We start from the raw sequence: 14,035 nt of genomic DNA on the forward strand, positions 1-14,035 counted from the left end.
AATGTCTATTCAGTCTTTAGAAAAATATCTACCCCAAAATACACTATTCTATTTAAAAAAATGGTTTTCAGACTATTATATTCACATAAAAGTTACTAAAAACCGAAATTCGAAGCTTGGAGATTACCGTAAACTTCGTGATCAATCGCATGAAATTACCATCAATTCAACTTTAGCTCCACAGCTTTTCTTTTTCGTTCTAACTCACGAAATGGCACACCTCATTGCTTTCGAAAAATACGGTAGAAGAATTTCTCCGCACGGAACCGAGTGGAAATTGACCTTCCGAGAAATGCTTTTGGAAAGCCTCGATGTTTATGAAGAAGATTTAAAACCGATTATTGCTAAATTTTCATATTCTCCCAAAGCCAACTTTATGGCGAGTCCGGATTTGGTAAAATACTTTCATATTGAAAATCACGAAGATGAACTTCAGTATATTGAAGAATTAAAAAAAGGCGAGCACTTCCTTTACAGAAACGAGAAGTATTTGTTGGAAGGTCTTATCAAAAAAAACTATCTTTGTGTAAATCTGGCTACAGGGCGGAAGTATTCTTTCAAACCTTTGGCGAGAGTGAAAAAATGCAGTTAAATATGTCAAATTCAGATAAATACTGTGTAATTATGGCAGGAGGAATCGGTAGCAGATTCTGGCCTTTAAGCACACAGAAGTTTCCCAAACAATTTCAGGATATCTTAGGAACGGGCCGTACCATGATTCAGCAAACCTACGATAGAATCAGTAAAATTATTCCCAGCGAAAATATATTTGTAATTACAAATAAAGAATATATTGCTCTTTCTCATCAGCAATTGCCGGAAATTCCGCAAGATAATGTTGTGGGAGAACCTTTGATGAAAAATACGGCTGCGTGTAATCTTTACATGGCAAATAAGATTGAAGAAATCAACCCAAATGCAACGATGATTGTGCTTCCTGCAGATCATTTGATTTTAAAAGAAGATGTTTTCCTGCAAAAAGTTGAGTTGGCATTTAATATTGCTTCACAGCAAGATTATTTGGTGACTTTAGGAATTACGCCAACAAGGCCCGATACAGGTTACGGATACATTCAGTTTGTTGACAAAAAAGATTCAGATTACTACAAAGTTAAAACTTTTACCGAAAAGCCTATTCTTGAAATTGCTAAAAGCTTCCTTGAAAGCGGTGATTTCCTCTGGAATGCGGGAATTTTTATCTGGAACGTAAAATCTATTCACAAAGCTTTTGAAACTTTCCTTCCAGATATGATGCAACAGTTTACGGCTTGCGAATACAATGCGGAAGCCGAAATAAGCTGTATTGAATTGATTTATCCTAAAATTCAGAAAATTTCAATCGATAACGGAATTTTAGAAAAAGCAAAAAATGTTTACGTGATTCCTGCAGATTTAGGGTGGAGTGATTTGGGAACGTGGACTTCCGTTTTCGAGAACAGCGACAGAGACGAAAATGATAATGCAGTTAATATTAAAACAGCCATTACATACGATTCTACCGGAAATATCGTTCATGTAAAAAATAACAAGGCTGTCGTTATAGACGGATTAAAAGATTTTATAGTGGTAGATACAGATAAAGTACTTTTAATCTGCCCTAGAGAACATGATCAGCAGATTAAAGATTATGTCTTAGATTTAAAGAGCCTTAAAAAAGGAGAGAAATTTATGTAAATTTAGACATAGTTTCTGTCTGCATTTCAAACTATGAAAAAAAATACAAATCACATTTTTCTTTTTGTTTTTCTTTTTTTGGGAATCTCTGTTTTCTCTCAAGACAAGAAAAAATTCTCTAATATTGACGGGGTTTTAGCTAAAATAATTCCTAACCGGAAAGTTGATTCCTGGGTATTGGTACACAATAATTATGGTAAAAATAGAGAAGTGAAATTTTCGGGAAACAAAATAGATTATTTACCACAGTTTGCCGGATTTAATTTCAGAACAGGTGAAGAAAGCTTTTACTATATTGTGTCTTCCACTGGTGGAAAAATAAGCTATCTGACTGACATTAAAGAGTTAAAGGCATTTGTGGGTAAGGTAGATAATGTAGAAGAAGCGGCTATAGATGCAGTTTTAGATGGTTATATCATAGATGAGCAGTTTGTGGATGTTGCGGCTAATTATTATGAAGATAAAACCAATTATTATCTGGATTTAGGAAAAGTGACGTCGAAAGAATGTCCGTATCAAAAATCTCATTTTACATTGACGGTGAATAAAGCTACAGGTGTTGTTTCAGATGTAAAAGAGAACGGGACTTATATTGAAGTTTATACTAAAAACTGCAAAAATAATCCACGACTTTTAAAAATAGAAAAGAAAGAAGAACCAAAAGATGACCCCAAAAAACAACCTGCCAAAAAAAGAAAATAATTTCTACGAAACAGAAAGGCTTTTGATTCGTCTGATTTCGTTAGAAGATGCGGATATAATTCTTGAGCTCTACAATATGCCGAATTTCATCAAATTTATTGGTGATAAAAATATCAAAACCCTTTCTGATGCTGAAAACTACATTAAAAATAGATTTTTACCGCAAATCGAAAGATCGGGCTTTGGGAATTATCTCATTATTTTAAAAGAAGGAAATCAAAAAATTGGTGCAGTAGGAATTTTCGAAAGAGAAGGTTTGGATGTCGTAGATATTGGTTTTTCAGTGCTTGAAAAGTTTGAAGGAAAAGGTCTGATGTTTGAAGCAGCAAAAAAAATAAAATCTATTGGAATGGATGAATTTGGTTTAAAGAAAATCTCAGCCATCACGACAAAAGACAATTCTTCATCTCAAAAATTAATCGAAAGATTAGGCTTAAAATTCCAAAAATATGTGACGCTTCCGAATGAAGATGAAGAGTTGATGTATTACGAAACTACTGATTAAACACGAATACCACAAATACTTTCACAAATCTCACAGAAATTAGTGCGCTATTTGTGAAAATATTAGAGCAATTTGTGTTTAAATTTATTCTAAAATCTGCGCAGCCGCCGTTTTAGAAGTTACTTTTTCAATAACTCTCGTACAAATTCCTTTTTCGTCGAAAATAAAAGTGGTTCTTACAATTCCCATGTAGGTTTTTCCGAATGTTTTTTTCTCCTGCCAAACTCCGAATTTCTCGATGATATCACGATTTTCATCTGCAATTAAATCATACGGAAATGCAAATTTGCTGTGAAAATTTTTCTGCTTTTTTACGGAATCTCCACTTATTCCTAATAGTTGAAATCCTGCCTTTTCAAGCTGGGAATAATTATCGCTTAAGTTACAAGCTTCTACCGTACAGGTCGGCGTATTTGCTTGTGGATAAAAGAAAATAACTAATTTTTTTCCGATTAACTTTTCAGAATTTATGGTTTCTCCGTCTTGATTTATTCCTTCAAATTTTGGTAATTGATCTCCAACTTTCAGCATAATGATTTATTTTTGTTCAAATTTAATGATTAAATGACAAAAAAGCAGAGAGCGGCGCTCGTTCAGTCAGAATTAGAAAAATTATATCCTGAAGTTCCTATTCCATTAGATCACACCGATCCTTACACTTTGATGGTTGCTGTTGCACTTTCGGCTCAAACGACCGACAAGAAAGTCAATCAGGTAACGCCAGAACTTTTTGCTGTTGCAGGAACTCCACAAAGAATGGCAAAATTGGAAGAATATCAGATCAAAGAATTAATCAAAGAAATCGGACTTTCAAATACAAAAGCAAAAAATCTGAAAAAAATGGCTGAACTTCTTCTGGAAAAACATAACGGAGTAGTACCACAAACGTATGAAGAGCTTGAAGCGCTTCCCGGAGTTGGTCACAAAACAGCTTCTGTCGTAATGAGTCAGGCATTCGGATTTCCTGCTTTTCCTGTCGATACTCACATTCACAGATTAATGATTCAATGGAAGCTCACTTCCGGCAAAAACGTTGTAGAAACCGAGAAAGACGCCAAAATTCTTTGGAAAGAAGACGTTTGGAATAAACTTCATCTTCAGATAATTTTCTATGGAAGAGAATATTCTCCCGCAAGAGGAAAAGGTGAAAAAGATTTTATTACGAAAATGCTGTTTGAAGAAAACAAATAAATTGATATCATGAAAAATTCCCCTCCAATGGAGGGGTGGCGAAAAATCTTCGATTTTTTGACGGGGTGGTTAAACAGAATAATAATAAAAAATCATTACAAATCCAACAATCTCCTGTGGTAATTAATCTGTCCCAAATGATAACCTAAATGCCCAAACAAATGAATCAGAAAATGTTCTGTCGTCATCGTATAACCCAACGCTTCAATAGGATAGTGTTTCTTCAAATCTTCTTCTGAAACTTTTTCAAGCGAAGAATGTACAGCTTCAATTGTTTTTTCAATCTTCTCAATCAATTCAGTTCCCGGGATGTTTTTCAGTGAAAATTCAAGTTCTCTGTTTCTTACATATCCCGAATTTCCTAAAACAGATCCGATAAAATGATTGATGTTTCCCACCAAATGCAAAGTCAAATTTCCTGCAGAGTTTAAAATGTTTTTATCTGTTTTCCAGATTATATCTTCGTTTTGGTAAGATTCTATTTCTTTTTTTAATTGGTTTAAATCTCTTGTGAATAGTGATTTTATGCTTTCTGTCATAATTTTAAGATTATAATTAAATTTTTTTAGTGCATTTATTTAACAACCGCTTTAAAATATCCTCTGAAATCTTTGGTGAACTTTTCTACTTTTGTATTGTAATTGATGAAGCCATAAATGGTGTCGTTTTTCTGAAAATTAGCTTTATTCAAAATTAATTTCTGATAAACAGGTCCAGTTTCAATAAATTTCATTTCGCTATGTAAAGTTTTCGGGTCAATATCTTGAATTAAAAAATTATCATCAAATACTTTAACCAAAACTCCATTTCCAAAAAAACCATTGTTATTATTAAGTGAAATTTCTAACGTATCATTTTTTAAAACGGCTTTACATTTGTATTTATCGGTCTGAAACAGCGCTGTTGTTTCAATAATATAAGCAGTTCTTGTCTTACTTTCTAATTTTTCCTTTTTATAAAGTTTTAGTTCAGGATATTTTGAAAATAACTTTATGGTATCATTTTGTGGGAGATTCTCGTCAATGGAAAATTTTTCAAAAGTCTGACTAATCTTATCCTCTTTTTTGCAGCTTACTATTAATAAGTAGAAAATAAATGAAAAATATAAAGTTTGTTTCATGATCGAATTTAACAAATCTAAAACAAAAAAGCCACTAAAAATTAATTCGTGACTTCTATTTCTAATAATTTAATTTATATTTTACTTCTGCTTCTTCGCCCAAAGCTCCATTTTTCTGTTTAAAACATCCAAAGGGAGGCAACCCTGATTTAAAATTTCATCATGAAATTTAGCCAGACTGAATTTACTTCCCAATTCTTTCTGATATTTTTCTCTTAATTCACGGATTCTCAAAGAACCGATTTTGTAGCCTAAAGCTTGACCGGGCATTGCCATATAACGTTCAACTTCGGCAGTTGCTCCGGCTTCATCGTAAGCAATATTGTTTAAAAAATAAGTTATCGCTTCTTCTCTCGTCATTTTTCCGGTATGAATTCCGGTGTCAACCACCAAACGAACGGCGCGAAGCATTTGATCGCTTAAATATCCCATTTTCTGATAAGGATCGGTGTATAAACCGAATTCCGGGCCTAAAGTTTCACAATAATGTGCCCAACCTTCGCCATAAGCTCCAAACCAGCCGAATCTCATAAACTTCGGAAGCTTGGTATTTTCCTGCTGTAGAGAAACCTGATAATGATGTCCCGGAATTGCTTCATGTAAAAACAGAGATTCCATTCCCGAAGTAACATTGAATTTTGATGGATCGGGAAGCGGCATGTAGAAAATTCCCGGTCTTTTTCCGTCCGGAGTTCCCTGAATATATTCTGCACTTGCGCTCGCTTCTCTGAATTTTTCAGTCTGTCTGATTTCAAATTTTGTTTTTGGCGTTACACTGAACATCGTTTTCAGCTTCGGCGTTATTTTGGCTAAAATCCCGTTAAAACCGTCTAAAACTTCTTTTGAGGTCTTATAAGGCATCGCTTTCGGATCTGTTTTTACAGAGTTGATAAATTCTTCAAGCGTTCCGTTGAAACCCACTTGCTGTTTTACTTTTTCCATTTCCCCACGAAGCATTGCCACTTGTTGAAGTCCGATTTTATTGATTTCTTCGGGTGTTTTGTTAGTGGTCGTCCAGCTTTTAGCATAATATTTATACATATTGTCTCCTTTTGGAAGGCTGTTGTAACCATCTGTTTCTCTTGACTTAGGCAAATATTCCTTCTCTAAAAATTCACCCATTTTTTTATAAGCCGGAATAATATCTTTTGTAATCGCTTCCTTATAGAGATTTGTTAATTTTTCTTTTTGTTCTTTGGTGAAATCTTTCGGGAAATTTTTTATCGGTCCGTAGAAAATATTCTTTTCAAAATCAGGAGTTGTAATTTCTTCCGCTTTCATCTGAGGAATCATTTTTACCACCAATTTTTTAGGGAGAACAATTTTATTATTAATTCCTTCTCGGAAGTTTTCAGTTGCAGCATTCATCCATTCCGGAAATTTTTCCATTCTTTTCAACCAGTCTTCATAATCTTTTTCAGTATTAAAAGGCTGGCTTCCCTGTCCGCTTCCGTACAAAGGGAAATTTAAAGGAAGTCCGCCAAACTGCGTAAGCGGAATGTATTCAGGATGAAAAGAGTAGGCTTCAATTTTATCTTTCAAAGTGTAATCTAAAACATCATAAACCACTTTATCTTCGTCGGAAAGACTTTTATAATCTACATTTTCCAGCTGTTTCTGAACTGAATTATAAAAAGCGACCTCCCCTGAAATAAAATCTTTGTCGATATTAATCGGAAGTTGGTCGTTGTATCTTAAATCTCCTTGTGAAGTGGCTTCTAAAGGATATAATTTTAAATATTGCTCATAATAATTTGAGGCGATAGAATCAATATTTGTCGGAGTCACTTTCGTTAATGGCGAATCTGATTTTTTGCAGGAGGCAACAGTTACAGCCAAACCAAGTCCGAGTAAGGTTTTAAATACAATATTTTTCATTGATAGTCTTTATTTTCTGTTTGTAAGAAGAAATGCAGAAAAATTTGTCATCAGCATTTCATTTAAAGAAATAAGTAACAAAAATAACCAATATTGTAAATCAAATCTGTTTTAAACTGAGATTTTAATGAAAATAATTTTCAAAACAGTTTTCAAATTCGCACATTTTTTTATCTTTGCCTAAAGCATTTAACAATCATAGTATTACAGTTCTTTTTTAAGAAACAATGAAAGGGATTTTAAAAATTTACCATCCGGACGAAACGCTCAAATACAATATTAAAAATACTTATTGCAAAGCGTTTTACAGTAATCAAAAACATTTTCTGGAAGTTGAGGTCATTACAGACGACAGTTTAGACCATGTTGATGATGATTCTTTACAATATAATTTTCCTCAGCTATCGCTTGAAGTGATTGAATTTCCGATAGATTCTTCAGAAATTGAAGGGAAAACTTTTGAAATCAACGATTCTGATGATGAGGTGTATACAGAAGTAAATTTGTTTGACGATGAAGACGCTTTCATTTATGATAACGAGCTTTGCTTTGATAAAAATGATGAAGATGAGCTTCAGGTAACCTGGAAAGGAACAATCGATGATTTTTATACCGGTTCAGATACACCGCTTCCTTTCAGGCTTAAGTGTGAATTTACTCCAGACGAAATTATTGTAGACGAAGACTAATCGTCTTTTAAAATATTAACTGTAAATTTCTTTTCAAATCTTTTTTTGGAAAGAAATTTGCTTTTTTGTGACATTATTATATTTGGAATGTATTTTTTAAGCTTATTTTAAGATAAGTATTAATAATATTCCGTTATTTTTGTCGTTTAAAACCATTATAAAATAATCAATTAATGCTGTTAACGGAACTTACTCAGATTTTATTTGCACAGGCCGCTGTACCTGCTGTACCTCTCGAGAAAATTGAATTTTCTTTTTGGGATATTCTTTTCCATGGCGGAATTTTCGCTAAGATAGTGATGGTAACCGTTTTGTCATTGGGAGTTTTCTCGGTGTATCTGTTTTTTGAAAGACTTTTCTTTATCCAAAGAATGGCATCTAAAACAGATTCTAATTTTATGAATAACATTGAAGACTTCATAAGAAACGGAAAAATAGAAGCCGCAGCTGATTATTGTAAGACGCAGAACTCACCGGAATCACGAATTCTGGAAAAAGGAATTTTAAGATTGGGAAGACCGGTTTCTGATATTGTAAGCGCAATGGAATCTCAGGCTCAGATAGAAGTTGCCAATATGGAAAAGCACTTGAATCTTTTGGCAGCCGTTCCAAGTATTGCTCCGATGTTGGGACTTTTGGGAACCGTTATCGGGATGATTATTGCTTTCTTTGATTTGTCTCACGCAGAAGGTGCTTTTTCACCAAAAACTTTGTCTGAAGGGATCTATACTGCTCTTGGACAAACTGCGGTCGGTTTGGCAGTGGCAATTCCTGCAAACTTCTTTTATAATTTTCTTTTAACAAGAATTGATAAGTTCGTGTTGAGAACCCAGAATATTTCCGGAGAATTTTTAGACATCATTAATAAACCTTTATAAATCTATGAAAATTCAGAGAAGAAATAAGGCGCACCCGGAATTCAGCTTAGCAGCAATGACAGACGTTATTCTGCTGATGTTGATATTCTTTATGATTACTTCTTCGGCGGCTAATCAAAGTGCGATTGATGTAAAACTTCCTCAGACAGGAAGCGTGGAAGACAATATTCCGAATCCGATGACGGTAAGCGTAAAACCGGATGGTTCGTATTACGTCGACGATAAACCGGTAAGCAGAGAATTGGTAGAGCAAACAATTGTGAATGATCTTCAAAACAAATCGGCAAAATCGTTTACCATAAGAGCAGATGAAAGCACCATGCATAAAGACGTTGTTTTTTTAATGGAAATTGCAGAAAAACATAAATTTAATATTGCGATTGCAACGGTTAAAGAATAAGTGAAAAAATTCCCACGAATTCACATATAGTTTTTATTCGTGTATTCGTGGCAGAAATTAAAAACTATTAGTTGACTATATTTTCAACTATAATGTAAGACAATAATCAAAATGAGAGGTTATACAATAAATAGGGACGAAGAAAATAAAGATAAGTTAAAAAGCGCAGTGCTTTCTATCATTATTTGGTCTGCTATTTTGATCTTCGTTTTTATTTATAAGATGAAACCTACGGTGCGTGAAAAAGAGCCTGAAGTGATTACAACCATGCTCGTTAATTTCGGAGACAACAGAAATGGAGCAGGAATTGACGAACCAGCAAATCAGGAAGGAAGTTTGGCTGCAAAAGCTGTAGAAACGACTCCTGAACCAGTTGAAAATGTAGTTTCTGAACCAAAAACCGTAATTACTCCCGATCCAAAACCTGAATCTAAGAAAACTGAGGTAAAAGATAAAATCATTACTGGTAATAACACAAAAGTTACCGCACCGAAAAAAGAAGATTCCAAAACGAATAAAAAATCAACGGCAAGTTCGACTACGAAGAGTACAAAAAGCTCTGCAACAACAGCCAATTCTAAAACAGGAAGTGGTGACGGAAAAGGAACTGCCGCTATCGGAAATTTGATAAGAGGGAGAGGAACAAAAGCGGGAAGTCAGGGAACAGGAGACGGAATTGGAAATGCGGGTGATCCTTTAGGTGGTGACGGAAATGGAGACAGCAAAATAGGGATTGACAGAAAACTGATCGGATATATTCCAGGAACTATGGGAAGAGGAGGAGCGCAACCATCACACAATTGTTCTGCAAGTGGTTCAATTACGATTTCTTATACCGTTGATAAAGCCGGAAATGTGGTTTCTGCAAGAAGATCGGGAGGTATTTCAGATCCTTGTGTGTCTTCTACATCAGTTTCTTGGGTTAAAAAGTATGTGAAAGCTGAAAAAGCAAGCACATCTTCCACCGGAACCTATAAAATTACCTTCTAATTTTTGAAAAAATAATCATCAATATCCTGTATATAAGGATAACTGTGTATAAAGGTTGAAATCTTGTAATTTTTCTTCGCTGATGAGAAAATGATACCGTAATCTATAGTATCTCTATCAATTAACTTTCCTGACGTTTCAATTAGAACATATCTTTTTTCTGTAACGTCAACCTTTATGTCTTTATATTTTTTATTTTTTGATAAACTATCAGTTGTGGAAGTAATTCCAAATCCAAAATCTGAATCAGCTTCATAAATTCCTTCTTCATTTATCATACTATTAAATTTTAAACTATCCGGACGAAGAAAGACAACAAAATCTCCTTTAATTTTTAGAATGCTATTTTGAGGAATTTTAGAAATTGTAGAAAGTTTTTTTTCAATTTCTATTTGTTTTTCTGCCTGTTTACAATTCAAAACAAAAAACAAAATCAATAGAATATTTAAAGCTTTCATTATAATGTTTTCTTTAACTCATTAATTCTATTAATAATTGGAAGTGCAAAAATTCCGCTGGTTTGAAGGTATAATTCGTAGAATGTTTTTGCTTTATCCAGAAAGTCTAAGTTATTGGCTTCTTTCCCTTTAAAATAGAATAGATTTCCAAGCATTTCGTAATAATCTTTATGATCTCTTTCCTGCCTCTCATTGACGATTTCAATAACATTTTCTTTGGCTTTTGAAGAAACTTCAGTAAAATCCATTTTGAAAATATCTTTCATTAAAGAATCAAAATCCAAATCTTTCTGCATTAAACTTTCTTCCGGTTTTTCCAGAATAAGTTTTTCTAATGCCTGAGTTAACTGGCGGATGAGTCTTAATGTAAATTCTTTATCTGTGATCATAGTATGGTTGATTGTTGTTGGTTTATGGTAGCTTGTTTACATACGCCGGATAATTTGAATATATTATTTATTCTACCCATTAAGAGTTTGTACTGATATATTTTTAGTTTCAAAATCTGAAAACTATCAACAAGCAACTTTACGCAAAAAATAAATAAGCTAATCCGATAGAAGTAATAATTCCCACTAAATCAGCCAAAAGCATAGCAATTACCGTATATCTTGTGTTTTTCACGGCTACTGCTCCAAAATAAACAGCAATGACATAAAATGTCGTATCTGAGCTTCCCTGAAGAACGGCTGCCAGTTTCCCCTGAAAACTATCGGCTCCGAAAGTTGTCATCGTATCAACCATCATTCCTCGCGCTCCGGAACCAGATAACGGTTTGATTAAAGCTGTCGGAAGTCCGTCAACAAACCTTGCGTCTAGGTTAGAAGCATATGCAGCCCACTTCATTCCATCGATAATGACTTCAAAAACTCCGGAAGTTCTTAAAAGTGAAATGGCAATTAACATTCCAACTAAATAAGGAATAATCTTTACACACGTCCAAAAACCTTCTTTTGCGCCTTCAATAAACGCATCAAAAACATTTATTTTTTTATAAACTGCTCCAAGAACGATAGCCACGAAAATAAAAAGAATCAAACCATTGCTTAAAACTTTGCTAAAATCGTCTAATTCATTTTTACTTAATTGAACTAAATAAACGACTAAAAGTCCGATAACAGCTGAAATTCCACCCACGTAAGCGATGACAACCGGTCTTAATAAATTAATTTTCTGATAAGCTGAAACAACAATCATTGCAGCTAAAGTAGCGGCAAATGTCGCAATCATGCACGGAAGAAAAATATCCGTTGGTGTTTTAGAACCGATGGAAGCTCTTATGGCAATGATAGAAACCGGAATCAATGTCATTCCACCTGCGTGAAGACATAGAAACATAATTTGTGAGTTGCTTGCGGTGTCTTTATTTGGATTTAAAGTCTGCAAACTTTCCATAGCCTTTAATCCGAAAGGCGTTGCTGCGTTGTCTAAACCTAAAAGATTTGCACTGAAATTCATCAGCATGTGCCCAAAAGCGGGATGATTTTTTGGAATTTCAGGAAATAATTTTGAGAAAAATGGCTGAATTAATCGGCTTAATAAATTGATTCCGCCTGCTTTTTCAGCAATGCTCATGAAACCCATAAATAAAGTCATAATTCCGATTAAGCCAAGACAGATGTCTACAGCAGTTTTTGACGTGTTAATAACGCCATCTGCAGACTGAACTCTGTAAACTTTTACGTTTTGTTTTAAAGAATCGGTTTTATAATGAATTCTGTTTTCGGCAAAATCATTTTTTTTCATCAGACTGTCTTTCACAATCGAAGAAACTGTGCCAATATTTTGGGTTGCAATCTGCACGCTATCACCACCTTTCCCAACAACCATGTCGTTGAAAATTGTTTTATAATGACTTGAAGAAATATACTTTATACTTGCAATCGCAATGGCAATAATAATGAAAGCCGACCAAATTCTGCTAAGAACCATTTGAGTTTTTTAATTTTATTTTATTGATTTCGTACTAATCCAAATCTATATTTTTCTGTGCATCCAAAAAAGTAGAATTGGAAATCTTCTTTAATGATTTAACAATATCAATAGATTCTAAAGATTTTCTTTGATCTTTCACTGTGTCTAAAAGAATTTTAAACCTGTCTTTTTTGTCAATCTTGCTTTTGATCAAGGCGGAATTTAAACTTTCGAGATTTGATAAAATTGTTAAATCATTTATACTCGCCATATCTCTTATGTTTTCACCTGTAAGTACTTTTTGAGGATTTGCTTCTCGCCATTGTTTTGCAGTACATCCAAAGAGAACAATATTTAACAAATCAGCTTCTTCGGCATAAACCCAATCTTTTTTTTGCGAATAAGTCAAAGTGGGAATTATATAATTTTTTATTGCATCAGTATGAATTTGATAATTGGCTTTACTTAAAACCCTTTTTATATCCCATTCAATTCCATACTTGTCGTTTTCAATTTCTTTAAGTCTTTGATATTCTCTAATGATATAAAGCTTAAAAACAGGACTTATAGCAGAACCAAATTCAAATGCTATATCTTTATGAGCATACGTTCCACCATGTTTTCCTTGTTTTGAGAATATTCCGATGGCATTTGTTTGTTGAACCCAGTTATTAACGCTCAAAGTGAATGTAGGTAAACCGGCTTCTTTTCTAAAGTGGTCAAATTCGACCACTTTAAAATCTGGATTATAAATTGACTCCCAAGTTCCTAAAAATTCAATTGTACCTCTGTTTCTTATCCAGTTTTTTATAATGTCGGCGGCTCTGCTATTATCCTCTTTTGCTTTTGCCATGTCTGTAAGACAGATATAGTCTGTATCATTTATCGAAGTAATTGATATTTCAATATCCTGAACTTTAAGTATTTTATTTTTAGGCATTGATGGAAGAGATTGTAAATTGAATAGTTGTATTCAAAAATAACAAAATTAATCTGTTTTTTAATTTTTGTTATTGAGAAATATTAAAATTACTCTTCATCCAAATAAACCAAAAAACCCTCAAAGTCATCATCCAGATTTTTCAAAATTTTTGCATTTGCAGTTTTCTTCTGTAATTCATCAATGAAAAAACTTTTCTCAAAAAACTGACGGTGAATTCCGGGTAAAATTTCCATGAAATAATCCATGCCGATTTTATTGTTGTGAAGATCCATTTTGGTTTCTAATGGTTTGTTGGGGAATAATTCTTCATGTAAATCTGTAATTTTTTTACAAAAATCAAAAGCTTTCTGAGGTGATGAAACTTTGCTACAGTACATCATAATTAAACAACACCAGAAGGCGTGACGAAAAGCATTCCCTTCTCCGTTTTTAGATGCTGTTTTAGGGTAAAGTTTCTGAGCAATAGAAAATGCTTTTATTGTTGCATAGAAACTTAAAATTGAAAATATTGGGTGAGGCAAAACAGCCGATAAGAGCTTAAGAATTTTCTTTAAGCTCATGCTTCTGATGGTATCGAAAATTACTCTGAAAGTCCTCATAATTACTTTAGTGTTTTGGCCTTAAAATCAAACTGTCATTATAATAATTAAATAAAAATCTCTCCCAAATTGAGAGAGATTATATCTTTTTTGG

At 33.5% G+C, this 14,035-nt stretch carries 18 protein-coding genes; 9 read left to right on the forward strand and 9 right to left on the reverse strand.

Translation table 11 applies throughout. From position 1 onward, the window contains the following. Window position 1 precedes the first annotated feature (1 nt). Genes ACOOWA_RS16415 through ACOOWA_RS16430 form a run of 4 tightly spaced genes read left to right on the forward strand, consistent with a single transcriptional unit; the run spans window position 2 to window position 2,881 of the window. Window positions 2-592 carry a SprT-like domain-containing protein gene (locus ACOOWA_RS16415; RefSeq protein ID WP_421376842.1) on the forward strand — a complete coding sequence of 197 codons (591 nt, stop codon included), beginning with the start codon at window positions 2-4 and terminating at the stop codon, window positions 590-592. A 2-nt stretch (window positions 593-594) separates the two neighbouring features. Next, window positions 595-1,674, forward strand: coding sequence for a mannose-1-phosphate guanylyltransferase (locus ACOOWA_RS16420; protein WP_421376843.1), 1,080 nt, complete (start codon window positions 595-597; stop codon window positions 1,672-1,674). A gap of 33 nt (window positions 1,675-1,707) precedes the next feature. Further along, the gene (locus ACOOWA_RS16425) at window positions 1,708-2,376 is read left to right on the forward strand and encodes a hypothetical protein (protein WP_421376845.1); all 669 of its coding nucleotides are present in this window, start codon (window positions 1,708-1,710) and stop codon (window positions 2,374-2,376) included. Further along, window positions 2,339-2,881 (forward strand): GNAT family N-acetyltransferase, encoded by a 543-nt coding sequence (locus ACOOWA_RS16430; protein ID WP_421376847.1) that lies wholly within the window; start codon window positions 2,339-2,341, stop codon window positions 2,879-2,881. The genes ACOOWA_RS16425 and ACOOWA_RS16430 overlap by 38 nt, the downstream gene beginning before the upstream one ends. An 84-nt stretch (window positions 2,882-2,965) precedes the next feature. Here the strand turns inward: ACOOWA_RS16430 and bcp are convergent, their stop codons facing one another. Further along, on the reverse strand, window positions 2,966-3,412 hold the full coding sequence (gene bcp / locus ACOOWA_RS16435) for a thioredoxin-dependent thiol peroxidase (protein WP_421376848.1): 447 nt from the start codon (window positions 3,410-3,412) through the stop codon (window positions 2,966-2,968). Between the two features lie 33 nt (window positions 3,413-3,445). On the opposite strand from bcp, the gene ACOOWA_RS16440 reads away from it, so the two are divergent. Further along, the gene (locus ACOOWA_RS16440; RefSeq protein ID WP_421376850.1) at window positions 3,446-4,072 is read left to right on the forward strand and encodes an endonuclease III domain-containing protein; all 627 of its coding nucleotides are present in this window, start codon (window positions 3,446-3,448) and stop codon (window positions 4,070-4,072) included. A gap of 95 nt (window positions 4,073-4,167) precedes the next feature. Here ACOOWA_RS16440 and ACOOWA_RS16445 read toward each other — a convergent pair whose 3' ends face one another. The 3 genes from ACOOWA_RS16445 to ACOOWA_RS16455 all read right to left on the reverse strand — a co-directional run bounded on the left by ACOOWA_RS16445 (window position 4,168) and on the right by ACOOWA_RS16455 (window position 7,070). After that, a complete protein-coding gene (locus ACOOWA_RS16445) occupies window positions 4,168-4,611 on the reverse strand; it encodes a DinB family protein (RefSeq protein ID WP_421376852.1) in 444 nt (147 codons plus the stop codon). Window positions 4,612-4,646: 35 nt separating this feature from the next. Continuing rightward, window positions 4,647-5,192, reverse strand: a complete 546-nt coding sequence (locus tag ACOOWA_RS16450; protein WP_421376853.1) for a hypothetical protein — start codon at window positions 5,190-5,192, stop codon at window positions 4,647-4,649. 81 nt (window positions 5,193-5,273) lie between these two features. Then, window positions 5,274-7,070 carry a DUF885 domain-containing protein gene (locus ACOOWA_RS16455; protein WP_421376854.1) on the reverse strand — a complete coding sequence of 599 codons (1,797 nt, stop codon included), beginning with the start codon at window positions 7,068-7,070 and terminating at the stop codon, window positions 5,274-5,276. A 227-nt stretch (window positions 7,071-7,297) separates the two neighbouring features. Between ACOOWA_RS16455 and ACOOWA_RS16460 the strand changes: the two genes are divergently transcribed. The 4 genes from ACOOWA_RS16460 to ACOOWA_RS16475 all read left to right on the forward strand — a co-directional run bounded on the left by ACOOWA_RS16460 (window position 7,298) and on the right by ACOOWA_RS16475 (window position 10,027). After that, window positions 7,298-7,759: a hypothetical protein gene (locus ACOOWA_RS16460; protein WP_421376855.1), complete on the forward strand. Its 462-nt coding sequence runs from the start codon at window positions 7,298-7,300 to the stop codon at window positions 7,757-7,759. Between the two features lie 173 nt (window positions 7,760-7,932). Further along, complete coding sequence (locus ACOOWA_RS16465) at window positions 7,933-8,637, forward strand: MotA/TolQ/ExbB proton channel family protein (RefSeq protein WP_421376857.1); 705 nt, start codon at window positions 7,933-7,935, stop codon at window positions 8,635-8,637. 4 nt (window positions 8,638-8,641) lie between these two features. Next, a complete protein-coding gene (locus ACOOWA_RS16470; protein WP_421376858.1) occupies window positions 8,642-9,037 on the forward strand; it encodes an ExbD/TolR family protein in 396 nt (131 codons plus the stop codon). Window positions 9,038-9,148: 111 nt separating this feature from the next. Continuing rightward, on the forward strand, window positions 9,149-10,027 hold the full coding sequence (locus tag ACOOWA_RS16475; protein ID WP_421376859.1) for a ferric siderophore ABC transporter substrate-binding protein: 879 nt from the start codon (window positions 9,149-9,151) through the stop codon (window positions 10,025-10,027). Here the strand turns inward: ACOOWA_RS16475 and ACOOWA_RS16480 are convergent. From ACOOWA_RS16480 to ACOOWA_RS16500, 5 genes are all read right to left on the reverse strand, one after another. Beyond that, the gene (locus tag ACOOWA_RS16480) at window positions 10,024-10,485 is read right to left on the reverse strand and encodes a hypothetical protein (RefSeq protein ID WP_421376860.1); all 462 of its coding nucleotides are present in this window, start codon (window positions 10,483-10,485) and stop codon (window positions 10,024-10,026) included. The two genes, ACOOWA_RS16475 and ACOOWA_RS16480, sit on opposite strands and share 4 nt — an antisense overlap. Beyond that, window positions 10,485-10,874: a hypothetical protein gene (locus tag ACOOWA_RS16485; RefSeq protein ID WP_421376861.1), complete on the reverse strand. Its 390-nt coding sequence runs from the start codon at window positions 10,872-10,874 to the stop codon at window positions 10,485-10,487. The genes ACOOWA_RS16480 and ACOOWA_RS16485 overlap by 1 nt, the downstream gene beginning before the upstream one ends. A gap of 139 nt (window positions 10,875-11,013) precedes the next feature. Further along, on the reverse strand, window positions 11,014-12,417 hold the full coding sequence (locus ACOOWA_RS16490; protein ID WP_421376862.1) for a nucleoside recognition domain-containing protein: 1,404 nt from the start codon (window positions 12,415-12,417) through the stop codon (window positions 11,014-11,016). A 34-nt stretch (window positions 12,418-12,451) separates the two neighbouring features. Then, window positions 12,452-13,339: a KilA-N domain-containing protein gene (locus ACOOWA_RS16495; protein WP_421376863.1), complete on the reverse strand. Its 888-nt coding sequence runs from the start codon at window positions 13,337-13,339 to the stop codon at window positions 12,452-12,454. Window positions 13,340-13,428: 89 nt separating this feature from the next. Beyond that, window positions 13,429-13,941 (reverse strand): DUF6973 domain-containing protein, encoded by a 513-nt coding sequence (locus tag ACOOWA_RS16500; protein ID WP_421376864.1) that lies wholly within the window; start codon window positions 13,939-13,941, stop codon window positions 13,429-13,431. Window positions 13,942-14,035 lie beyond the last annotated feature (94 nt).

This window comes from Chryseobacterium sp. GP-SGM7 (assembly GCF_049166575.1).
Taxonomy (GTDB): Bacteria; Bacteroidota; Bacteroidia; order Flavobacteriales; family Weeksellaceae; genus Chryseobacterium.

Coding starts and splice junctions, on each gene's coding strand:
- ACOOWA_RS16415 (WP_421376842.1), top strand. CDS start 2: ATGTCTATTCAGTCTTTAGAAAAATATCTACCCCAAAATACACTATTC.
- ACOOWA_RS16420 (WP_421376843.1), top strand. CDS start 595: ATGTCAAATTCAGATAAATACTGTGTAATTATGGCAGGAGGAATCGGT.
- ACOOWA_RS16425 (WP_421376845.1), top strand. CDS start 1,708: ATGAAAAAAAATACAAATCACATTTTTCTTTTTGTTTTTCTTTTTTTG.
- ACOOWA_RS16430 (WP_421376847.1), top strand. CDS start 2,339: ATGACCCCAAAAAACAACCTGCCAAAAAAAGAAAATAATTTCTACGAA.
- bcp (WP_421376848.1), bottom strand. CDS start 3,412: ATGCTGAAAGTTGGAGATCAATTACCAAAATTTGAAGGAATAAATCAA.
- ACOOWA_RS16440 (WP_421376850.1), top strand. CDS start 3,446: ATGACAAAAAAGCAGAGAGCGGCGCTCGTTCAGTCAGAATTAGAAAAA.
- ACOOWA_RS16445 (WP_421376852.1), bottom strand. CDS start 4,611: ATGACAGAAAGCATAAAATCACTATTCACAAGAGATTTAAACCAATTA.
- ACOOWA_RS16450 (WP_421376853.1), bottom strand. CDS start 5,192: ATGAAACAAACTTTATATTTTTCATTTATTTTCTACTTATTAATAGTA.
- ACOOWA_RS16455 (WP_421376854.1), bottom strand. CDS start 7,070: ATGAAAAATATTGTATTTAAAACCTTACTCGGACTTGGTTTGGCTGTA.
- ACOOWA_RS16460 (WP_421376855.1), top strand. CDS start 7,298: ATGAAAGGGATTTTAAAAATTTACCATCCGGACGAAACGCTCAAATAC.
- ACOOWA_RS16465 (WP_421376857.1), top strand. CDS start 7,933: ATGCTGTTAACGGAACTTACTCAGATTTTATTTGCACAGGCCGCTGTA.
- ACOOWA_RS16470 (WP_421376858.1), top strand. CDS start 8,642: ATGAAAATTCAGAGAAGAAATAAGGCGCACCCGGAATTCAGCTTAGCA.
- ACOOWA_RS16475 (WP_421376859.1), top strand. CDS start 9,149: ATGAGAGGTTATACAATAAATAGGGACGAAGAAAATAAAGATAAGTTA.
- ACOOWA_RS16480 (WP_421376860.1), bottom strand. CDS start 10,485: ATGAAAGCTTTAAATATTCTATTGATTTTGTTTTTTGTTTTGAATTGT.
- ACOOWA_RS16485 (WP_421376861.1), bottom strand. CDS start 10,874: ATGATCACAGATAAAGAATTTACATTAAGACTCATCCGCCAGTTAACT.
- ACOOWA_RS16490 (WP_421376862.1), bottom strand. CDS start 12,417: ATGGTTCTTAGCAGAATTTGGTCGGCTTTCATTATTATTGCCATTGCG.
- ACOOWA_RS16495 (WP_421376863.1), bottom strand. CDS start 13,339: ATGCCTAAAAATAAAATACTTAAAGTTCAGGATATTGAAATATCAATT.
- ACOOWA_RS16500 (WP_421376864.1), bottom strand. CDS start 13,941: ATGAGGACTTTCAGAGTAATTTTCGATACCATCAGAAGCATGAGCTTA.